Source organism: Exiguobacterium sp. s7 (assembly GCF_018618195.1).
GTDB classification, from domain to species: Bacteria; Bacillota; Bacilli; order Exiguobacteriales; family Exiguobacteriaceae; genus Exiguobacterium; species Exiguobacterium mexicanum_A.
In genome coordinates this window covers 37,212-57,476 of sequence record NZ_JACSLO010000009.1, presented here as the reverse complement: position 1 = coordinate 57,476, position 20,265 = coordinate 37,212, and the positions used below count along the sequence as shown (strand labels likewise).

Annotated in this window: 20 protein-coding genes; 5 read left to right on the top strand and 15 right to left on the bottom strand. The window is 54.2% G+C overall.

Features of this window, described 5'->3' with window-relative positions:
- Positions 1–27: 27 nt before the first annotated feature.
- From KNP79_RS11665 to KNP79_RS11640, 6 genes are all read right to left on the bottom strand, one after another.
- Positions 28–1,005: a hypothetical protein gene (locus KNP79_RS11665; RefSeq protein ID WP_214763130.1), complete on the bottom strand. Its 978-nt coding sequence runs from the start codon at positions 1,003–1,005 to the stop codon at positions 28–30.
- Positions 1,002–2,030 (bottom strand): DUF58 domain-containing protein, encoded by a 1,029-nt coding sequence (locus tag KNP79_RS11660; RefSeq protein WP_034777619.1) that lies wholly within the window; start codon positions 2,028–2,030, stop codon positions 1,002–1,004. Before KNP79_RS11660 ends, KNP79_RS11665 begins: the two co-directional genes overlap by 4 nt.
- Position 2,031: 1 nt before the next feature.
- Positions 2,032–2,940 (bottom strand): AAA family ATPase, encoded by a 909-nt coding sequence (locus KNP79_RS11655; RefSeq protein WP_214763131.1) that lies wholly within the window; start codon positions 2,938–2,940, stop codon positions 2,032–2,034.
- A gap of 109 nt (positions 2,941–3,049) precedes the next feature.
- Positions 3,050–3,223 carry a hypothetical protein gene (locus KNP79_RS11650; protein ID WP_214763132.1) on the bottom strand — a complete coding sequence of 58 codons (174 nt, stop codon included), beginning with the start codon at positions 3,221–3,223 and terminating at the stop codon, positions 3,050–3,052.
- A 110-nt stretch (positions 3,224–3,333) separates the two neighbouring features.
- Positions 3,334–4,029, bottom strand: a complete 696-nt coding sequence (locus KNP79_RS11645) for an amino acid ABC transporter permease (RefSeq protein WP_214763133.1) — start codon at positions 4,027–4,029, stop codon at positions 3,334–3,336.
- 6 nt (positions 4,030–4,035) lie between these two features.
- On the bottom strand, positions 4,036–4,884 hold the full coding sequence (locus KNP79_RS11640) for a transporter substrate-binding domain-containing protein (protein WP_215192452.1): 849 nt from the start codon (positions 4,882–4,884) through the stop codon (positions 4,036–4,038).
- 592 nt (positions 4,885–5,476) lie between these two features.
- Here KNP79_RS11640 and KNP79_RS11635 point away from each other — a divergent pair.
- Together KNP79_RS11635 and KNP79_RS11630 are read left to right on the top strand one after the other, a co-directional pair.
- On the top strand, positions 5,477–5,872 hold the full coding sequence (locus tag KNP79_RS11635; RefSeq protein ID WP_214797498.1) for a hypothetical protein: 396 nt from the start codon (positions 5,477–5,479) through the stop codon (positions 5,870–5,872).
- A gap of 71 nt (positions 5,873–5,943) precedes the next feature.
- On the top strand, positions 5,944–6,486 hold the full coding sequence (locus tag KNP79_RS11630; protein ID WP_215192450.1) for a GNAT family N-acetyltransferase: 543 nt from the start codon (positions 5,944–5,946) through the stop codon (positions 6,484–6,486).
- A gap of 156 nt (positions 6,487–6,642) precedes the next feature.
- On the opposite strand, the gene KNP79_RS11625 is transcribed toward KNP79_RS11630, so the two are convergent.
- Genes KNP79_RS11625 through KNP79_RS11615 form a run of 3 tightly spaced genes read right to left on the bottom strand, consistent with a single transcriptional unit; the run spans position 6,643 to position 8,452 of the window.
- Positions 6,643–7,092 carry a GNAT family N-acetyltransferase gene (locus tag KNP79_RS11625; RefSeq protein WP_215190070.1) on the bottom strand — a complete coding sequence of 150 codons (450 nt, stop codon included), beginning with the start codon at positions 7,090–7,092 and terminating at the stop codon, positions 6,643–6,645.
- 17 nt (positions 7,093–7,109) lie between these two features.
- The gene (locus tag KNP79_RS11620) at positions 7,110–7,826 is read right to left on the bottom strand and encodes an MBL fold metallo-hydrolase (protein ID WP_034777625.1); all 717 of its coding nucleotides are present in this window, start codon (positions 7,824–7,826) and stop codon (positions 7,110–7,112) included.
- 14 nt (positions 7,827–7,840) lie between these two features.
- Positions 7,841–8,452 carry an NUDIX hydrolase gene (locus KNP79_RS11615; protein WP_034777626.1) on the bottom strand — a complete coding sequence of 204 codons (612 nt, stop codon included), beginning with the start codon at positions 8,450–8,452 and terminating at the stop codon, positions 7,841–7,843.
- A 166-nt stretch (positions 8,453–8,618) separates the two neighbouring features.
- Here KNP79_RS11615 and KNP79_RS11610 point away from each other — a divergent pair, with 166 nt between their 5' ends.
- On the top strand, positions 8,619–9,125 hold the full coding sequence (locus KNP79_RS11610) for a DinB family protein (protein ID WP_215190069.1): 507 nt from the start codon (positions 8,619–8,621) through the stop codon (positions 9,123–9,125).
- A 65-nt stretch (positions 9,126–9,190) separates the two neighbouring features.
- Here KNP79_RS11610 and parC read toward each other — a convergent pair whose 3' ends face one another.
- From parC to KNP79_RS11595, 3 genes are all read right to left on the bottom strand, one after another.
- The gene (gene parC / locus KNP79_RS11605) at positions 9,191–11,596 is read right to left on the bottom strand and encodes a DNA topoisomerase IV subunit A (protein ID WP_138859420.1); all 2,406 of its coding nucleotides are present in this window, start codon (positions 11,594–11,596) and stop codon (positions 9,191–9,193) included.
- A 2-nt stretch (positions 11,597–11,598) separates the two neighbouring features.
- The gene (parE, locus tag KNP79_RS11600; protein WP_031200243.1) at positions 11,599–13,566 is read right to left on the bottom strand and encodes a DNA topoisomerase IV subunit B; all 1,968 of its coding nucleotides are present in this window, start codon (positions 13,564–13,566) and stop codon (positions 11,599–11,601) included.
- Positions 13,567–13,695: 129 nt separating this feature from the next.
- Entirely contained in the window at positions 13,696–14,100 is a 405-nt protein-coding gene (locus KNP79_RS11595) for a CoA-binding protein (protein ID WP_034777629.1), read from the bottom strand.
- A gap of 351 nt (positions 14,101–14,451) precedes the next feature.
- On the opposite strand from KNP79_RS11595, the gene KNP79_RS15875 reads away from it, so the two are divergent.
- Positions 14,452–15,507 carry a GGDEF domain-containing protein gene (locus KNP79_RS15875; protein WP_215192448.1) on the top strand — a complete coding sequence of 352 codons (1,056 nt, stop codon included), beginning with the start codon at positions 14,452–14,454 and terminating at the stop codon, positions 15,505–15,507.
- A 15-nt stretch (positions 15,508–15,522) separates the two neighbouring features.
- Positions 15,523–16,533, top strand: a complete 1,011-nt coding sequence (locus KNP79_RS11585) for a tyrosine-type recombinase/integrase (protein ID WP_215192446.1) — start codon at positions 15,523–15,525, stop codon at positions 16,531–16,533.
- Positions 16,534–16,596: 63 nt separating this feature from the next.
- On the opposite strand, the gene KNP79_RS11580 is transcribed toward KNP79_RS11585, so the two are convergent.
- The 3 genes from KNP79_RS11580 to KNP79_RS11570 form a co-directional block, all read right to left on the bottom strand.
- Entirely contained in the window at positions 16,597–17,733 is a 1,137-nt protein-coding gene (locus KNP79_RS11580; protein ID WP_215192444.1) for a hypothetical protein, read from the bottom strand.
- Entirely contained in the window at positions 17,730–18,941 is a 1,212-nt protein-coding gene (locus KNP79_RS11575; RefSeq protein ID WP_215192441.1) for a hypothetical protein, read from the bottom strand. Before KNP79_RS11575 ends, KNP79_RS11580 begins: the two co-directional genes overlap by 4 nt.
- Before the next feature lie 69 nt (positions 18,942–19,010).
- Entirely contained in the window at positions 19,011–20,183 is a 1,173-nt protein-coding gene (locus tag KNP79_RS11570; protein ID WP_215192440.1) for a MalY/PatB family protein, read from the bottom strand.
- Positions 20,184–20,265: the final 82 nt, after the last annotated feature.

Genomic DNA, 20,265 nt, shown 5'->3' with positions numbered 1-20,265 from the left:
GGAGTGCCCGGCGAACTGACTGGTCTCTTATTTTTTGAGCGTCTGGGTGACATGTCGTTCGAACGCCTCGACGATTGGAGCCGGCGCTTCTTTCTCTCCGTACTCGGCCGCCTCCAGCCATGTGGCAAAGCGACTTCCTTCGGTAAATCCGATTCGTTCGAACCATTCCGAAACAGTCTCTTCGCGCTGGCGGGGATGGGCCTGTTCGAGACGTCTCCCGGCATCAAGCAGACGGACGTGCCGTGGGGCCCGTGTCGAGCGGCGAACCGAATCGGCCGCTTGATGGCGTTGCTTCGGCACCGTCCCATCCTCATGGATTTCTTTTCGGCGTTGCACATAGATGAATAAAGCGATGACGCTGACGAGAACGACGAGAAACGTGACGACCAAGAATAGCGATTGATTCGTCGCCGATTCGAGTAACGTCTCGTTTGAAATCGTCTCGGCATCGATGTTCGGATTGTCCGGGACGAGGATACGGTTGACGCGATCGGTCGGATCGAGATTGACTCCGTCGAACCAACCGCCGATCCAAATCAGGATGGGCTGAATCCAGGCGACGAGGTTGCCGAACAATAGCTCTTTGATGGTCCGGATGATTATCGCTAAACCGAGGCCGACCCCTAGGGCGACGACGAGCGTGGACAACATCCGTTTATAGTCACGGCGATAATACAGGCTCCGTTGCCAAAACAAGAACAAGAACGGGAAGACGATCATCGCCAGCGGCTGAGACGCCGGCGGGAACAACCAATCGACAATGAGGAAGAGCACACTTGCGATCGCGTAACGGTCCGTCCAATCGAGAGTTCGGATAAAGGCGTGGACGTACGTGAACAACAGTAGCGTGATGCTCATCTCATACGAGAACAAGAGCGCGGCGATGCTCAGGGCCGTCTGCACCCCAAGCTGCCAGTTGCGCGGCAAACGGAGCGTCAGCAGAAAGACGAGCGGAAACACGTGACCGACATAGAACGCGGCGAACACCCACCAGAGTAGTCTCATCGTCCGTCACCTCCCAGTCGTAAAATGGACTGGCTGCCGCCGTATTTGGCGACCTTCCGTTCGAATAGCGACCGGGCGAGTGGGAAATCCCGTTCCGACAGGCAGGCGAGCGTCGTCATGACCTTGCGGAAATGCGTCTCACCGCTCCCCGGGGCGAGGTCATAGGTGATCCCTTCCTTCGTCAATGTCGGCACAATCAGCCCATAGCTCGCGTTCTCTTTCTCGAAGTCGCGGCATAGCGCCGCAGCCTGTGAAATCAACCGCTCCATCTGATGGGTGAGGGCGCGTCCGTCTTTCGTCAACAAGTCGAGCACGACGACATATTCGTTCGCTTGGACGGGTTGCTCGGTACGGGCGAGCAGTTCACCTGTCTTCGCGTAGGCCGACCAATACAGTTGCCGCATCGGCTGTCCGTGATACGGCGCCACCGACTGGAACGTCTCCGGGTCACGGTAGGCGCTATGACGGACCATCTCTTCGCCTGGTAACGTCGGCGGACGTTTCGGGATCGGATAAGGCAGGAATTCAGGGAACACATACCCGATACGGTCGAGCGGATCTTCTTTATAGAGTGAGAACATACGGAGCGGGTCCCGGATCTCCATGCCGATCGCCTCCATGCGGATCGGACCACGCTTGATTGCCTTGAGTGGAAGCGTGTAGGCGACGGCCGCCTCACGACCGACAAAGTTCTCTTGGCGCCAGAAGGCGTGCGCCTCCGACTCGACGGTCGGATGGAGATAACCCGACAATCGGACGACGCCAAGGGGCACGGGCGCCGTCGAAATCAATTTGAGCGTATACGTCTCTTCATCGTTCGGGAACAGCTTCAGTTCGTCAGTCACTTCGACGTGGACGTACTCAGCGAGTCGGAATAATAACTCCGGCATGATGAGCGCATACAGGCTGAACCCGATAATCACACTTGCGAGGAAGACGTTCCCGTATAGGGCGGTGAACACCCCGACGACGAACAAGAGCCACATATACCCGGACTCGAGGTAGCGAGGGCTGACGAGTTGCATGTCACACCTCTGACGGGACCGGGATGGTCTCCAGAACGGACTTGATCAATTTGGACGGCTTCGTCTTGAGCGACGCCTCGACCGTCAAGACGATCCGGTGGCCGAGGATGGGCAGGGCGAGCGCGCGAATGTCTTCAGGCGTGACGTAATCCCGTCCGTCCATATAGGCATGCGCCCGAGCTGCCATCGTGTAGGCGAGCGTCGCCCGCGGGCTCGGTCCGACCTCGATGTCTCGGTGATGACGGAGCGCCTCGACGAAATCGAGCAGATAATCTTCCATCGCATCGTGAAACAAGACGTCACGGACGGTTTGCTGCATCTCGACAAGCTCGGTCTGTTGCAACGTGAACGGAGCCGAACTCAAATGCTCATTACGCAGCAACCGGCGTTCCGACTCTCGTGAGAGCGGGGCGAGTGACAGTTTGAATAAGAAGCGGTCGAGCTGCGCCTGAGGCAACGGGAACGTCCCTTGCCCGTCGAACGGATTTTGCGTCGCGATGACGAAGAACGGGTCCGGTAAACGAAGTGACACCTCACCGAGCGTCACTTGCCGCTCCTGCATCGCCTCTAACAGTGCCGACTGCGTCCGTGGTGTCGTCCGGTTGATTTCATCGACGAGTAAAATCGACGTGAAGATTGGGCCCGTTCTCCGTTCGAACGTGCCTGTCGTCGGATTGAACAGTTCCATCCCTAAAATGTCACTCGGCAACGTGTCCGGCGTACACTGTACGCGTTGGAATGCGGCCGATACCGAGGTGGCCAGGCTACGCGCGAGCGTCGTCTTTCCTGTCCCCGGTCGGTCCTCGAGCAGGACGTGTCCCCCGGAGAGGAGGGCGATCGTCGACAGCTTGATCGCCTTTGACTGCCCGATCACTTGATCGTTTAAATGTGTCGTCCATTGTTGCACCATAATAAAATTCCCCCGTCTATTTTCTGATAATTAAGAAAATCATAGCACACTCGCGGTCCGAGATGGAACGCTAAAGACCAGCGCTTCAAAATATGTACGTCACGTGTGGTCAATTTGAAGAGGCCGCCTTCGCTCTTTTCCGGCTCGGGAACTTAAAAACCAAGTAATAAAGGACAATCATACTCGTGTATGGGTTTAAGGCACTGACCCATGCCGGTCCATCGAACAAAATATACGTGAGTGTGATGAGGCCGGATGCGACGAATAATAGCTTTGAGAACATAGGTGATGTGTCTCCTTTGAAGCGAAATATAGAATAAGTTGACTATACCATGTCACTTTCGCGATAACCGCCCGACAAAAAAACTGACCTGCCTGTATGAGGCAAGTCAGTCATCGCTTCGGTGTATCCAAATAGCGTTCAAAATGCCGTTCGAGCCAATCTTGGAAGAACGACATGAACGTACAGATGCCCCAGTAGATGAGGGCGACGACCAGATAGACGGTCATATAGTCGAACTCCCGGCCCCCGACGATCTTCGCCTTGTTGAAAATTTCAGGGACGGTGATCATGGCGGCGAGCGAACTCGCTTTAATCAAATCGAGGAACACGTTCGAAAGCGGGGGGAGCGCGATTCGCGTCGCCTGCGGCAAGATGACCCCTTTGAGCGTCAGCCACTTGTTCATCCCGAGCGAGCGGGCCGCCTCGACCTGTCCCGGATCGACGGCACGGATCGCCGACCGGATAATCTCAGCGATATAGGCCGCCGAGTTCAGACTGAACCCGATGACCGCCGCCGTCAGCGCCGCGAACTCGATGCCGATGAATGGAAACCCTGAATATAAGATGAACAGGATAATCAAAATCGGCACGCCCCGCATGAACGAGATATAGAACGTCGACGGGAACCGCAGCATCCGGGACGGTGACAGTTTCCCAAGGGCAAGCACGAGACCGAGCAACAAGCCGAAGAACATGCTGACGAATGAGATCCAAAGCGTGTTCGGCAAACCGCCTAGCAGATAAGGGAACGAGCGCACAGCCAGGTCGACGTCGAAGATTGCTTCCCATTTCACACCTTCGAACATGACCGCTTAGTCCAATTCGACGATCGTCGCGTCGACGTCCGGTTCTACCGAGATATCGGCTCCGTTATAGAACGTTTCCGACAATTCTTTCACCGTACCGTCTTCAAGCATCTCGCCAAGGACGCGGTCGATGTTCTCTTGGAGCTCTGCATTCTCTTTGTCCATCAAGAACGCGACTTCCTGTGGGTTATAGGCGATATCCGGGTGGATCGTGATATCGAAGTCCGGGAAGAAGGCGAGGGCGAGTGTCTGAAGATAGTAGTCGTTCAAGATGACGTCGGTCCGTCCTGTCGAGACGTCACGAAGGTACTGGTCGTTCGTCGCGTTGTCATAGATGACTTCCTCGGCTCCGTATTGACGTGCCACGTCCATAAAGACGGTCGTCGCTTCACCAGCGGCCTTTTTGCCTTTCAAATCCTCAATTGACTCGATGCCAGACAAATCGCTCTTGCGAACGATGGCCGTCCCGTACGTGTACTTGTACGGTGTTGAGAAGGCGAACTTCTCTTTCCGGTCCTCTGTGACCGAGATATCGTTCGCTGCGACGTCAACTTGTCCGTTTTGGACGCTCGTCAACATGTTGTCGAACGCCATCTCTTTGAATTGGACCTCGAGGTCGAGGCGTTTCCCGACCTCTTTCATGAGCTCGACATCAAACCCCGTCAATGTATCGCTATCCTCTTCCCGGAATGAGGCAGGATAGAGTGTACCGGCCGTACCGACCGTGAGTGTACCGTCTTCTTTGATTTCGTCCCAGCGCGAAGTTTCGGCCTGATCGGTGCTAGAATCACCACACGCCGCGAGCGGGACAGCCAATAATAGGGATGCTGTCAAACCTTTTGTCATACGTTTCATTCAAGTTCCTCCTTAAGTTATCATCTGTCTAAAAATAGCATGACATACGCTTACAGGCAACACCTAAGAACTGAAAAACAGAGTTGAATTTATATTTAAAACATAAATCCATAAAGCGTTATCATGTCCTTGAATTAACGATTCAGTTAAGTGATACAGTTTACAATTTCCGACGAAACAGTTGTGGACATGTATATAAATAGTTGTGCGGATGGGAAAGGGACTTTGTCCAACAATGAATGAAGTTGAGTTAAGGAATCGTCGATGTTGGCCATGATGTATCAAACAGAAAGAGGAGTTTCATAGCAATCTAGCAAATCATATAAAAGATGAGTTGTGAATGATTAGAAGTCATCTTAAAAACCAGTTACAATAATCTAGCTACGGGAGATGGATCAACCATGACCTTTATGACCATGATCATCGTTTTAGCAATAGGCTTAATTACACTATTGATTGGACTATTTACAAAGAAAAGATGGGTGACCATCCTGTCGCTCATTCCACTAGGATTGTCACTTTGGAATTTCATGGCCCTATTCTCGATGGGTATGTAATGTAGAGATAATGAGAGTAGAAGAAGGAGATACACGTGGAGAAATGGGAAAGATGGGCCGTTAACCCAGAGATACCGGCTAAGCTGGAACTGCAGGCGCTAATTGATGACAAAGACGGATTAAGACTCGTGTTTATGGATGCGGATGAGAACACCTATACGTTCTTGTTTGACGGACTTGTGCAATCGTATCGAAATACAGACGAAGGAACGCTTTTCAAAACGCTAAAGCATTTATATAAACATTATGACCCTGATTTTTTTAGCGACTGGACACTCTTTAAAGTGAGCGATTCCAGCTATTTAAAATGGTTAGCTGAAGAGTCGGAGAACATTTACGAAACGGTTTATGATATTCAACATTACGTGTTCCTGACATCAAATGATGTGGTCGAAGTGATATCAACAGAGCCGCCAATCCTGATTTCATAACCATCACTGTATGGCTAGTCTGGTGAGACGATGTAAGAGCGGTCATGACATATCGAAAGGAGAATGCTGCAATGGAAGATGCACTAGACATCTCGATTCAAGCGTTGAATGAGGAGTCTATCAACGTCGTGAACGAAGCAAACGAACCGTTTCCAATCCTCGGGAAAATCATTCCGAGCTTTTGTGACGGGGGTTGGACGTACGAGGAACAGTTATATGAGAAAGCCCGTGTGACGAGCTTCCCGAACGATTCACTGGACTGGCATGAATACATCAACAGTGAGGACAAACAAGTATTCTTGGCATTCGACGAGACGACATGTATCGGACAGATCCGTGTGGTGAAAGATTGGAACCGTTTTGCGTATATCGAGAACATCGCGGTCCGTAATAGCTATCGACACAGCGGGATTGGCCATTTGCTGATACAAGTTGCAGAGACGTGGGCAATCGAGCACTCGTTGCTTGGATTGTCGCTCGAAGCGCAGAACGATAACGTGATCGCGTGTCGATTTTATGCGAAAGAAGGGTTCGCGCTCGGAGGTATCGATACGCTCAAACAGACCGGCAATCCGAACATCGATATGACGTTGTATTGGTACAAGATATTCTGATTTTTTTCGAGAGGAGAGACCTCATATCTGGCATCGATTTTCTTAACTTTTCCCTTAGTTAACATAACATATATTATCAGTAAAAATAAAACTTCGTCTCAATCCTTTAGTATACTTAAAGTAGTGAGACGGAATTTGAAATTTGAGAAAAGGGATTCAAGATCGTGTAAAACGAATCAAAGTGACACCTGGTTCCGGTTCGAACTCGGCGCTTGGTTCGAAACCGAGCTTCGTGTACAGTTTCTTGGCCGGTCCATTATGTTTGCCGGTGTGCACATAGACGAGTTTGTCCTCGTGCAAGCTGAGCACGTGTTCGAGCAACGTCGTTGCAAGTCTCGCCCTGAAATATCTAGGATCGATGCACAGTTTTGTGACCTCGACCGTGTTCTCAGCCGCTTCAATCGTGATAAAGCCGATCAACCGCCCGTCGTTATACAAACCGTAGCTCGTACCGGGCAGATTCTGGATCACCTCGACCGTTTCATAACGCGCTGGGATTTCATCGAAACCGATTAGCTCGGCCTCGACCGCATAAGCGTTTCGTTGAATCTCGAGCATTTGCTCGGCCAGTTGATAATCTGTCGTCTGAATCTCGCGTAATTCCACCTGTGAGCACCCCCGGATTATCGTAAAAATAGACGTGCTTGCTTGCGTTTGGCCCGCTTCAGTGCCAAATAGAGCCGATGTGTCCCGGCGACTGGTTGCCCATGACCGACGAACGTACGTTGCGGTGCGAGATCGATCAACTTCTCCGCATGCTCTAACGCTGCACGCTTATCCCATGTCGCGATACCCGGCAGCGGGAACAACGGACGGACGTCCCCTGCCACGGCGACTCCCCCACGCGTCTGAAATGCATCTCCCGCAAACAAAATCCGCTCTTTCTCATCGAAAAAAGCAATCGAACCAGGGGTATGACCCGCTGCCGGATAGACCCGTAAGCCGAACAGCCGCTCACCTGGGTCAAGCAATTTATCCGGCAAGGAGTGGATTTTCGGGAGAGAACCCTTCAGTTTGAGAGCCCTCTCGTCCGAGTCAGTCGTCCGGTCCCCTTCAAGGAGACGGGCGTCGCGCCTCGAGACGTACAGCTCGGCATGAGGATGGGCTTTCAAAATCGTATCGACACCGCCGACATGATCTCCATGGGCATGCGTCAACAAGATAGCGAGAAGCGGGCGTTCGAACGTCTCGATATACGCTAAAATCGATTCCGCGTTCTGCGCGAGCCCTGTATCGATCAAGACAAGCCCGAGCTCACGTTCAATCAGTTGGACGTTGATTGGTAAGATGGGTGCGAAAAACGTCAGTTGATGGACGTGATCAAAACGTGTGACTTTCATGGAATCCCCTCCCCTTAATCGAATAACGTGGTCCAATCTTCTTGCCAACGGGCCTCAAAACACATATAGAGCTGCTCTCGCGTGTTCCGAGCAAGTGACAAAGGTGGTAAGGCGTCTCGTGTAAAGAACGCAACCTCGCTCGTCTCATGACTAATTTGCGCCTCTCCACCAATCAACTCGCATTCGATAAACAGTTTATAGTAATGCTGCGACAACGGCGGATGGTCGTGATGATGCATGTCGAACAAAGCAAGCAGCCGAATCGGTGCGACATCGAAACCGGCCTCTTCCTCGATCTCTTTGATGATGTTCTCTGCCGGGGACAGTCCGATCTCACAAAAGCCACCCGGAAGCGTCCAAAGTCCGTCTGACCTTTCCTTGACGAGTAACACTGCGTCATCCTTGAAGACGACGCCTCGGACGTCGAGCTTCGGTGTCGGATAACCATCGACGTGGGTCAATTCGGTGATTTCATGCAAAGCAAGATTAGATTGTTGCTCGAACATCTCGGTCGCGATTCGTTGGAGTTCGAGGTAACGTTCTCGATCGAACTCGTCTTTCGTAAACGTCAAGCCAGCCTGTGACAGCGCCTGTAGCCGCTTGGCCCAATCGAGCCACTGTGACATACGTATCCCCCCATGATTTGTCCTCCTGTCCCATTCGCCAAAAGAGATCGTTGTTCCTTTTAGAAATACCCGCTCCTAAGAGAAACTAATGTGACATGGAGTTGAAAAAATCAGCTGATGCCTCCGTGTTATACTGGATAGAGAATCAAATCGAAGGAGGTTGGACATGCCGATTTCACTGTTATCCCAGTTCAAAGCAGACTTGGACGGCTATACCGAGCGGCAGCTCCGTTATCAGGCAGCAGCAGGCATTTGGTCAATCGGGCAGATGTACGACCATATCATCGTGGTGGCCGAGGAATATGCGGACGAGATTGAACGGTGTCTCGCTTCCACTGAAGAACAACCGCTCGGGAAGACCGAGTTCGGTGAACGATTGTTCCGGATGGGCGGTTTCCCACCGGTCAAAATCCGCTTACCTGATGAGATGAACCAACCTCCGAACAATACGGACAAGCGCGAGATGCTCGAACGACGAATCGACGAGTTATCTGCACGCTTGAACCGCCTTGAACCGCTCGCCCGCGCGGCGAACCTTGACGTCAAAGCCCGGCATGGCGGTTTCGGTTGGCTGAACGCCCAGGAATGGTACGACCTCATCGGGATGCATACCCGTCATCATTTGCGCCAACAGACCGATTTGGAGCGCTATCTGATAGAGGCCGAGCTTTGAATCCATAAGAAAAACCCTGTATCAAAGACAATCGTCTCTGGTACAGGGTTTTCTTTAGTTCGATCTCAATCGAGATACACGTCCTCAATCTCACCGAACGTCTCTTCATCAAACACGAATGAGCCGTTGGCGTAGCGGTCCAAGAGCGTCAATTGCTTCGTCTTGACCGTCTTCGCTTTCTCTTTCCCGATGATGTGGAGCGTTTCATCGTCATGCACCGGGAGCACACGACGAATCTGGTGCGGTTTCGATTTGACTTCGCGGATGAGCATCGTCCCGCGCAAGTTGCGGTTCGTGCAGTCGAACTGATCCTCGAGCTTCATCTTCTTGACCGCTCCACGTTGCGTCACGAGGACGAACAGCGGCGGTGTGAAGAAGGCAAAGGCATCGGCGACCACATCGCCATCTTTCAAGTTCATCGCTTTGACGCCGGCGGCACGTTGGCCGACGACCGGAACATCGTCTTCTTTGAACCAGAGGCCATAGCCGCGCTCAGAGACGAGGAACAGTTGTCCTGGACCGTCACTGATGCCAGCGAAGACGACCTCATCGTCACCTTTTAACTTGAGCGCCATGAGCGCCTTCGACTTGCGTTGGGCGTCATAGTCACGGAGCGGCGTCCGTTTGACCATGCCTTCACGCGTGACGAACAGGCAGTGCGCGTCGGTGTCGAACGTCGAGACGACATCGGCCGAGACGACTTGTTCGCCTTCGATTGGCACGAGGTTGGCCACATGCTGTCCGGCGTCTTTCCATTTCGACTCTGGAATCTGATGGACCGGGATGAGCAAGTAGCTGCCTTTGTTCGTCCAGACGAGCAAGTGGTCCGTCGTCATCGCCTGGGTGACGAGGACGGGACGGTCTTTCTGCTTCATCTCCGGCATCTCGTCGCTCGAGGCGCCATATGAGCGCATCGATGAACGTTTGACGTACCCGTCGCGGCTGACGAACACCATCGTCTCTTCGACGGCGATCATGACCTCTGTCTTCAGTTTCAACTCTTCGACTTCCGATTCGATGACCGAGCGCCGTGCGTCGCCGAACTCGTCACGGAGCGCGGTCAACTCTTTCGAGATGAGCTTCCGTTTCGTCGCGTCGACGTTCAAGATGTTGGCGAGGCGAGCAATCTCTTTTTGGAGCGCCTTCGCCTCTTTTTGGAGCTCGACGATATCCGTGTTCGTCAACCGATAAAGTTGGAGCATGACGACCGCTTCGGCTTGACGGTCCGTGAACGAGAACCGCTCCATGAGCTTCTGTTTCGCCTCGGACTTGTCTTTGGCCGAACGGATGAGTTCGAGCGTCTCGTCAAGGACCGAGATGGCCTGTTCGAGCGCGTCGACGATTTCGGCGCGTTTCTTCGCCTGATCGAGCTCGAACGTCGTGCGACGGGTGACGACTTCTTCGACGTGCTTCAAGTACGCGTCGATGATCGACAAGAGACCCATCTGTTTCGGTGTCCGGTTGACGATGGCGACCATGTTGTAGTTGTAGGCGAGTTGCAGATCGGTATGCTTCAAGAAGAAATGGAGCACACCTTCCGCATCGGCTTCCTTCTTCAATTCGATGACGACGCGGACGCCGGTCCGGTCGGTCTCGTCACGGACTTCGGCGACACCTTCGACTTTGCGGTCGAGACGGAGCTCTTCCATCTTCTTGACGAGGTTCGCCTTGTTCACCTCATACGGGAGTTCGGTGATGGTGATCTGTTCACGGCCTCCCTTAAGTGGCTCGATGACCGATTTGGCACGGATGATGACCTTGCCTTTTCCGGTCTCGAACGCCTTCAAGATGCCGTCTTTGCCCATGACAATCCCGCCAGACGGGAAGTCAGGTCCTTGCATATAACGGAATGCGTCATTCGTCGTCTCGACCTCACCTTTCAAGCGGGCGATGGCGAGGTTGAGCACCTCGGTCAAGTTGTGCGGCGGGATCTCGGTCGCATAACCGGCAGAGATCCCCGTCGTCCCGTTCATGAGCAGGTTGGGGAGGAGTGACGGCAAGACGAGCGGCTCTTCGGTCGAATCGTCAAAGTTCGGCGTATAGTCGACCGTGTTCTTCGAGATCGACGTCAGCATGACGCCGGCAATCTTCGACAGACGGGCCTCGGTATACCGCATCGCGGCAGCCGAGTCGCCGTCCATCGAGCCGTTGTTCCCGTGCATGTCGATGAGCGGGTAACGCAACTTCCAGTCCTGCGATAGGCGTACCATCGCCTCATAGACGGAACTATCACCGTGCGGGTGATAGTTACCGATGACGTTACCGACCGTCTTGGCCGATTTGCGGTACGGTTTCTCGTTCGTGTTGCCTTCATGGTGCATCGCATACAGGATGCGGCGCTGAACGGGTTTGAGGCCGTCGCGCGCGTCCGGGAGGGCCCGGTCCTGGATGATATATTTCGAGTAACGCCCGAAGCGGTCACCGACGACCTGTTCGAGCGACAAGTTTAAAATGTGTTGAATCGTCGACATCGTTACATCACTTCCTCAATCGCTTTAGTCACGTGTTCATTGGCGATGATCGAATCATCTTCCTGGAGGCCGAAGGCGACGTTCTCCTCGATCCATTCCCGGCGATGGGCGACGTTGTCCCCCATGAGCACCGAGACACGCTTGTCGGCGACGGCAGCATCGTCGACCGTGACACGGATGAGCGTCCGTGTGTCGGGGTTCATCGTCGTCTCCCATAGCTGGTCGGCGTTCATCTCACCGAGACCTTTGTAGCGCTGGAGGATATAGCCCTTCTTATACACTTTGACGAGCTTCTCGAGCGCCTCTTCGTCCCAAGCGTACTCGAACTGTTCCGACTTGCCTTTCCCTTTCGAAATCCGATAGAGCGGCGGCAAGGCGACGAACACTTTGCCGGCCTCGACGAGAGGGCGCATATAACGGAAGAAGAACGTCAACAGGAGCACTTGGATGTGGGCCCCGTCCGTATCGGCATCGGTCATGATGATGATTTTGTCGAAATTGCAGTCCTCAAGGTCGAAGTCGTGGCCGACCCCGGCCCCAATCGCGTGGATGATCGTATTGATTTCCTCATTCTTCATGATGTCCTGAAGTTTCGACTTCTCCGAGTTGATGACCTTCCCGCGTAGCGGCAGGATGGCCTGGAACGTCCGGTCACGGCCCTGTTTAGCCGAACCGCCGGCCGAGTCACCCTCGACGAGGAACAGTTCGTTCTTGGCGGCGTTCTTCGACGTCGCCGGCGTCAGTTTTCCGTTCAAGATGCTCGAACGTTTCTTCTTCTTGCCGTTGCGCGCCTCTTCCCGGGCTTTCCGGGCGGCTTCGCGGGCCTGGGCGGCGCGGATCGCCTTCTTGATGAGCATCGTCGCCATCTGCGGGTTCTCCTCGAGGAAGATCGTCAGTTGTTTGGCCATGACACCATCAGCGCTCGTACGTGCCTCGGGCGAACCGAGTTTCGATTTCGTCTGCCCCTCGAACTGGAGGAATTCTTCCGGGATCCGTACCGAGACGATGAGCGTCAAGCCTTCGCGGACGTCACCGCCGTCGAGGTTCTTGTCTTTTTCTTTCAACAATCCGTTCTTACGGGCATACTCGTTCACGATGCGGGTCATCGCCGTCTTGGCGCCGACCTCGTGCGTGCCGCCGTCACGAGTCCGGACGTTGTTGACGAACGAGAGGACGTTCTCAGAATAGGCGTCCGTGAACTGGAAGGCGAGCTCTAGCTCGATATCGTTCTCCGTCCCTTCGAAGTAGACGATCGGATGAAGCGTCGCCTTGTCGTCGTTCAAATATTGGACGAACTCGGCAATCCCTTCCTCGTAATGGAACGTCTCTTCTTTATCCGAACGCTCGTCCGTCAACGTGATCGTCAATCCTTTTAACAGGAATGCCGATTCACGGAGCCGTTCAGCGAGCGTGTCGTAGTTATATGTCGTCGTCGAGAAGATCGAGGCGTCCGGTTTGAAGTAGACGCTCGTCCCCGTCTGACGCGTCTTTCCGGTCTCAAGGAGCGTCGTCTGCGGAATCCCACCGTCGGCAAACGTCTGCTCGAACACTTTGCCGTCACGATAAATCGTGACGAGGACCTTGCTCGAGAGTGCATTCACGACCGAGGCGCCGACCCCGTGGAGTCCGCCTGACGTCTTGTAGCCGCCTTGGCCGAACTTACCGCCGGCGTGGAGGACCGTGAAGATGACCTCTGGCGTCGGTTTCCCGGAGGCGTGCATCCCAGTCGGCATACCACGCCCGTGGTCGCGTACCGTAATGGCGTCATCTTTATGGATGGTCACATCGATTTGGCCACCGAATCCGGCGAGCGCCTCATCGATCGCGTTATCGACGATCTCATAGACGAGATGGTGCAAGCCGCGATGGTCGGTCGAACCGATATACATCCCCGGACGTTTCCGGACAGCAGTCAGTCCTTCGAGCACCTGGATGGCGTCTTCATTGTAATTAAATAAGTCTGTTGACATCTTCGTCACCTCAATTTCGAACACACGTTCGTTTTTCTATCCTATTGTATAGCTGTTTTTGGATTCTGGCAAGCCTCCCTCCGCGAGCGGGGCTCGTGAAAAAAAGGAGACCTACCAAGGAGGTAGGTCTTAACCGAGAAGGCGGGCGTGCTCGACATAGATGCATCGATTTTCGATGTAGTCGAGTCCGGCATCGCGAGCGATCCGCTCGGCGTCCGGGCTGGTGAGCCCGAGCTGGTTGAAGACGAGACCGACATCCCCATGTCGGACGGCATCTTCGGCCACGCCGGCCAAATACTCATTGCGTCGGAAGACGTCGACGATATCGACGCGCCCCGGGATGCTCTCGACCGTCGGATAGACTTTGCGTCCGTTCCACGTCTCGAGCGTCGGATTGACAGGGATGACCGTGTAACCTTGCAACAGCAGATACTCTGCGATTTGGTTCGCGGTCTTGTTCGGGTTCGCTGACACGCCGACGACAGCAATCGTCTTCGCTTCGGTGAGCCATTGTTTCAAACGTTGATCGTCCATCCTGAAATCCCCCTTTTGTTTACGTTCTCAGTGTACCTTTACCTGAATCACCGTTTCAAGCTTTATTTTCTTTTATCATACAACTGTAACTCTTTCAAATTTTTAAAACAAATCAATTGGTTCACCATAACTTATTATGTAAACCATGATATATGACATTATCTTTCTGGTTCGAAGGTTGATGTTGTCTCGGATGAAAATGGCGCGTGAACAAACGTTGCGTGAAATATCTATTTCACGCAACTATACGTGCGATTTAAAGGCGTTTGTGCGTGTCAATTTTAATCGATTGTTGGATAGGCATGGGCAAATGAGGATGGGTTCGGTATACTGAAAAAAGGAGGTGTTCGCGTGGGAACAGCCTATGAGGAACGTCGCGGTACACTATATAATTACCGCATCACTTTTTATGGGAACGTGTTCGCTTGGCTCATCCATGTCGTGTTCTTGATCACGTTTTGGCGACTTGACGTAACCGTCCTTGCCTGGTCGAACGTACTCAGCGTTCTCTATTACACATTGTCTTTTTATTTTGTACATAAACGATATTATCGGACGTTCTTCATCGGTCTCTTCGTCGAGGTCGTCTATAACGCCATCATCTCGACAATCGTCCTTGGCTGGGGCGCGAACGTCCACTACTTCATCCTCACGGTCGCCTATGGCGTGTTCTTCATGCCGAACGTGAGCCGGGCCATCCGGATCGCCTCGACGATGCTCGCCATGGTAATCTATGGCTATTTATATGTGAACGTGACGGACGGGACATCGCCGCTCGGCCCGACCCTCGAGCAAGTCATCGGGGTGACATGTTTACTCGCGACCATCGCCTTGATCGCCGGGCTGTCATTCATCTTCGAAGGGGCGGTCGTCGAGGTGACGTCCGAACTCGAACAGACGAACGAACGGCTACATACCCTCGCCTCGCGGGACGGTCTGACCGGTCTCTATAATCGTACGACCGGATACCGTTTAATCGAAGAGGCGATCCGTGAAGCGGTCTTGTCGGGACGCCCGTATGCGGTCGTCTTGGCCGACATCGACCATTTCAAGTCGTTCAATGAACGGCATGGCCACGACTGCGGCGACCTTGTGCTCAAACAAGTCGCCTCTGCACTCACGCGGACCGACGGCGTTGCCGTCCGTTGGGGCGGCGAGGAATTTCTTTTGTTCTTGACGGACCAGTCAGAGGACGAGGCGGCGCAAGCGATCGACCACCTGAGACAGCAAATCAAATCTCTCGAGACGATTTATGAGGGACGACGGCTCAGCGTGACAATGACATTCGGTGTCACGACACACCGCGGGTTCAAGCCCGTCGACACGCTCGTCAAAGAGGCGGACGACCGGCTCCGGGCCGGGAAACAGGCCGGGAAAGACCGCATCGTCACGTCAATCCATCATTAAGCGAGGAGCGATTTTTTGAGTATATTCCGCCAGCTCGGCCAATCACCAACGAAAGTCGACGCGAGACGTTTCAACTTGAGCGGCTATGAACGCATGCCGGGCTTCATCCAAAGATTCTTGAACCACATGGCCGCCAAACACTACTCGGAGCAGACCGCGCAGCGCTATCTGTATGATTTTTTGGATTTCTTCCGCTGGGTCGAGACCGCGAGTGCATCCGATTTCGACCCGTCATCGGTCGAAATCGAATCGTTCGTCGAGTTCGACCATGCCGGGGCTGAGGCGTACGCGACGTACCTCGCCCTCGAGCTCGACAACGCACCGAGCGTGATCAACCGCAAACTGTCGTCGATGCAGTCGCTGTTCAATCATCTGATCGAGACGGGCATCACGGCGCACAACCCGTTCCAGGCCGTCGAGCGACCGAAGCGCGCCAAGCGCAACCCGGTCTATTTGACCGAACAGGAATGGCTCGACTTCTCGACGCTCGTCCGCAGCAACGTCGGCATGTCCGACCGCGAGGCGAGCTGGTACGAACGCAATCGGGACCGGGACTTCCTGATGATCCAACTGCTCGGGTTGACCGGGATGCGTGTCTCCGAACTTGTCGGCCTTGATTGGAACGACATCGACCGAGAGAACGGGACGATCCGTGTCATCGGGAAAGGGAACAAGGAACGCGTCATCCCGATCGCCTCCCCGCTCGAGCCGCTCCTCGACGGATATCGTGGTCAAGGCGCAGGTCCCTTATTCTGCTCCGAGAAAGGCAAACGGATCTCGGTCCGCACGGTGCAGCACGCGTTGAAAGGGCACATCGACCGCTTGAAGCCATATCTGCCATTTTTGACGCACAAGCAGGTCACGCCGCATAAATTGCGACACACGTTCGCCTCTCGTCTCGCCATGAGCGGGGTCGACGTCTTGACGATCCAACAACTGCTCGGACACGAGTCGGTGGCGACGACGCAAGTATATGCCCATATCGGTGACGAGAAGAAAAAACAAGCGTTAACCGGTTTACGATAACTTATTATGTAAACCACGATAAAACACCCGAATCTATCAACAGGATAGGTTCGGGTGTTTTTGTCATAACTGTTTTGTCGAGAGGATGACAATCGTCTCATCGAGCACTGTATAGTAGGCGTCCTCGAACGTTTGACGTTCGTTCGTCTCGAGGTTGAAGATGCTCACGCCGCCCCCTCCTTCAGCCGATTCATGGATGAAATAGGTCGAAGCGAGTACGCGCTCGAACGGAGCCGTATCGAGGAAGCGGGCACCGGTCGTCGCGTCAATCAGTTCGGTGTGATCTTCCGATTCCTCGACTTTGATAAAGACCGTCGAACTGACATCATCATACGTGAAGTCGATCGGTTCATAGGCCCCCCAGTCGACGACCGTGACCTCCCGGAGCACGTCCGGTGCCGTCAACTCATAAATCGTCTCCTCATTCGCTGCATCGACGAACGCAGAGAACCGCAGTTTCGCGTCCCGTTCCCCGAGATATTGGACCGTGTCCCCTTCCCCATGGAGCCGAATCAAGTCCTCGAACGGGATCTCCCCTTGTCGGTCCCGGATAGCCTCGACCGCCTCGTCGAGCGAACAGATGAGGATCGCTTCCGAGTGGTCGATCGCATCGTCTGGCGAGACCCGTCCGTCCTCGAGCGCCTCGTAATAGGCGAACTCGTCCAATCGGGCGTTACAGACGATATAAGGGAGCCCGTCCAGCTCGGTCGTGAACAGATACAGCTCGCGGAACTTACCGGCATGGCCGACGAGCCGTTCATCACGGATCCGTTCTTGGAACGACGTCTCGGCATCATACAACCATGCCTCATCCGCATCCCCGAAACTCGTCAAGAACAGGAAGTAACGATCGGCGAGTACCCAATAGAGCGTACTGTTGCCTCGCTTCTCGAATGTCGCGAGCACAGCCTCCTGTCCAGAGCGGTAATCAAAGGCGATCAGTTCCGTTCGGACGACCCCGGTCCGGTCCGGTGTCTCGTTCAAGAAATAGACGCGGTCCTTACTGACGAACAGCTTCGAGATCCCGTAGTCTTCATACACACGACGGCCGACCGGAGTGACGGAACCGTCTTCTTCGTCATAGCGGAAGATCGAGAAACTTGTCTCACCCGACTTCTCGCGGTAATAGACGGACGTCTCGCTGACCGCGATCAAGTCCTCATGGCTGATTGACATGGCACGTGCATCAACGATTCTCATAGTGCACCTCTCTCATAAGAAGATTCGACCGGTTCGACGGTGACGATACCGGGTGGTCGTTTCGGGAATGAAATCCGCAGATGGGCGAATTCGATGACGGACTGGCGAGGGTCGGCCTTATCGATCCAGCGAATTCGTTGCCGGTTCGCCAAGGCATGACCAATCTTTTCTTCGATTTGGAACTGCGAGATGCCGCGATAGGCGACTTTTTGGATATACGTCGTCTCGTCGGCTTCGAACTGTTGCCAAATGCCCATGACGAGCTGCCCGAGTGCCGAGACGCGTTGTTCCGGTAATCGGACCGTCCGTAACGTCTGTTCGACTTCTTTCAAACATTCGAGCGGATCGTCAGCCACCGCGAACAATCGCTTCGCCGAGTTGTTCATGACCCGATAACGTCGCTTCCCGCTCTCCAGCCGGAGTACTTGCGCGTATGGCTCGACCGGTACCCCGTGAAAGAACGTGTCCACCCCACCCCAAGAAAATCCGAAGGCTGGATCGAACTTTTGGATCGTCTTCATGAAGGCGAGCATGAAATCCTCGACCTCCCGACGCTCGAGCCGTAACCATTCGGCGAGCGCGAGCGTGCCTCGGTCTTTCTGAATCCGGTGCACCGGGAAGAACAAGTCCCCCTCCGCCAGGCGATGCGGTTTGAGTTCGGTCCCGTCGGCGCGATAGTCCGTCGCCGGACGGCCGCTCCGGCCCGCATAGACAATCCATTCGTCTTCGGTGCTCTCAAACGCGTAGGCTTGGTGCGCCCATGGCGGCGTCACGTATAACGCTGGATACTCTTCATACGTCTCTAAGTGCAGGTAGGAGCGGTCGGTCCACAGTTGCGCGAGCAAGCGGACGATTTCCCCGGTCTCCGAGTCCTTCGGTGCGATATAGTTGCCCGTGTTACCGATGTACGTCAAGACATGGAAGTCATAGGCGTGATACAGATGGCGGACGATGCGCTCGAACACGGCGGCGATCATGCGCTCGAACAGCGGATGGTCCTCGTTCCGATCGACCGAGGTCGCATCGACGGTGCACATGAGCCATCCCATACGCACGTACAGCCGAATCCGGAGCGGATACGAGATCAACGGGGACGAAGATGCATGAATCTCCGTCAGACCAAGGTTGGCCATGTTCTCGACCTGTAACGTGAATCCGCTACGCCTCAGTTGTTCTTCCATCTTCTTTTTCCAATTGATCGTCTCCATCGCATTCACTCGCTTTCTATTGCCATGTCAGTTTTGTGGCTCATTGTGAAATTTTTCCCGTTTCTTGATTCATACAAACGCCTTTCCACCGGCATGTTCTGTCAGGCGCTTGAGTGCCTCGTCAAGCACCGGTCGTGCCGTCCCGAAATTGAGCCGTTCGAACGTCGTCCCTGACGCACCGAACGGGAGGCCTGGTGACAAGAACAGACGGACTTGCTCGTGCAGCCACTTCTTCCGCGCTTCCGGTTCAAGACCGAGCCCCGCGAAGTCGATCCAGAGGAGATAACTCGCCTCGGGCATGAACGTCTTCAATTGTGGTAGTTCTTCCTGAAGCCGCTCGACGAGGTACGTCGCCTGCTCTTCGAGTTCGGCCGTCAACTGGTCAAGCCAACGCTCGGCGCGCGAATCCGTGTAGGCGGCAATGATGGCCGTGTTCGCGAACGGTGTCGGCAGGACGTGATGTTTGTTCTGGACTTGGATGATTCGTTTACGCATCGCATCATCCGGACAGATGATGTAAGAAGCGAACAGTCCAGCGATATTAAACGCCTTTGACGGCGCACTCACCGTGATGACCGAGTCATCGAGTCTATTGAGGGCAGTGTGCCGTTGTGACGGGTACGTCAAATCAGCATGGATCTCATCAGTGACGAGGATAACGTCATGGCGACGTGCCAGCTCGACGACTTGCTTCAGCTCGGACTCGGTCCATACCCGTCCGACCGGGTTGTGCGGCGAGCAGAGCAAGAACAGCTTCGCCTTGCGCATCTGTGTCTCGAGTGCATCAAAATCCATCTCGTAGCGACCATCGACTTGACGAAGCGGGGCGTCGAGCAACTCCCGTTTCAACCCGGTGACCAGTTCATGAAATGGCGGATAGACGGGCGACTGGATGACGACCCCATCCCCTTCCTCCGTCAACGCCTCGACGATATGCGTCAATCCCGGTACGACTCCACTCGAGAACAAGACGTGATTGGCATCGACGTTGAGCCCGTGACGGCGGTCGTACCATGAACTCACAGCCGCTTGCGCCTCTCTAGAGAATAATGTGTATCCGAACTCGCCTGTCGCGGCCTGCGCCGTGAGCGCCTCTGAGATGGACGGGGCCGTGCGGATATCGATGTCCGCCACCCAAAGCGGCAAGACGTCATCTTTCAAATGGAACCAGCGGTCGAGCCCGTCCCATTTCACCGAATCTGTTCCGGTCCGGTCAAGCGATTGATGTAAGATTGATTTCATGTTCATCCCTCCTACTCCTACTGTAACAAAAAACGGACGTCCGAGTCCGCAAAACGATGGCGGATTCGGGGCACGTCGGCTA

What these genes read in the sequence shown, in the direction of transcription:
- KNP79_RS11665 (WP_214763130.1), bottom strand. Translation starts at nt 1,005, where the DNA reads ATGAGACTACTCTGGTGGGTGTTCGCCGCGTTCTATGTCGGTCACGTG.
- KNP79_RS11660 (WP_034777619.1), bottom strand. Translation starts at nt 2,030, where the DNA reads ATGCAACTCGTCAGCCCTCGCTACCTCGAGTCCGGGTATATGTGGCTC.
- KNP79_RS11655 (WP_214763131.1), bottom strand. Translation starts at nt 2,940, where the DNA reads ATGGTGCAACAATGGACGACACATTTAAACGATCAAGTGATCGGGCAG.
- KNP79_RS11650 (WP_214763132.1), bottom strand. Translation starts at nt 3,223, where the DNA reads ATGTTCTCAAAGCTATTATTCGTCGCATCCGGCCTCATCACACTCACG.
- KNP79_RS11645 (WP_214763133.1), bottom strand. Translation starts at nt 4,029, where the DNA reads ATGTTCGAAGGTGTGAAATGGGAAGCAATCTTCGACGTCGACCTGGCT.
- KNP79_RS11640 (WP_215192452.1), bottom strand. Translation starts at nt 4,884, where the DNA reads ATGAAACGTATGACAAAAGGTTTGACAGCATCCCTATTATTGGCTGTC.
- KNP79_RS11630 (WP_215192450.1), top strand. Translation starts at nt 5,944, where the DNA reads ATGGAAGATGCACTAGACATCTCGATTCAAGCGTTGAATGAGGAGTCT.
- KNP79_RS11620 (WP_034777625.1), bottom strand. Translation starts at nt 7,826, where the DNA reads ATGAAAGTCACACGTTTTGATCACGTCCATCAACTGACGTTTTTCGCA.
- KNP79_RS11615 (WP_034777626.1), bottom strand. Translation starts at nt 8,452, where the DNA reads ATGTCACAGTGGCTCGATTGGGCCAAGCGGCTACAGGCGCTGTCACAG.
- KNP79_RS11610 (WP_215190069.1), top strand. Translation starts at nt 8,619, where the DNA reads ATGCCGATTTCACTGTTATCCCAGTTCAAAGCAGACTTGGACGGCTAT.
- parC (WP_138859420.1), bottom strand. Translation starts at nt 11,596, where the DNA reads ATGTCGACGATTCAACACATTTTAAACTTGTCGCTCGAACAGGTCGTC.
- parE (WP_031200243.1), bottom strand. Translation starts at nt 13,566, where the DNA reads ATGTCAACAGACTTATTTAATTACAATGAAGACGCCATCCAGGTGCTC.
- KNP79_RS11595 (WP_034777629.1), bottom strand. Translation starts at nt 14,100, where the DNA reads ATGGACGATCAACGTTTGAAACAATGGCTCACCGAAGCGAAGACGATT.
- KNP79_RS11580 (WP_215192444.1), bottom strand. Translation starts at nt 17,733, where the DNA reads ATGAGAATCGTTGATGCACGTGCCATGTCAATCAGCCATGAGGACTTG.
- KNP79_RS11575 (WP_215192441.1), bottom strand. Translation starts at nt 18,941, where the DNA reads ATGGAGACGATCAATTGGAAAAAGAAGATGGAAGAACAACTGAGGCGT.
- KNP79_RS11570 (WP_215192440.1), bottom strand. Translation starts at nt 20,183, where the DNA reads ATGAAATCAATCTTACATCAATCGCTTGACCGGACCGGAACAGATTCG.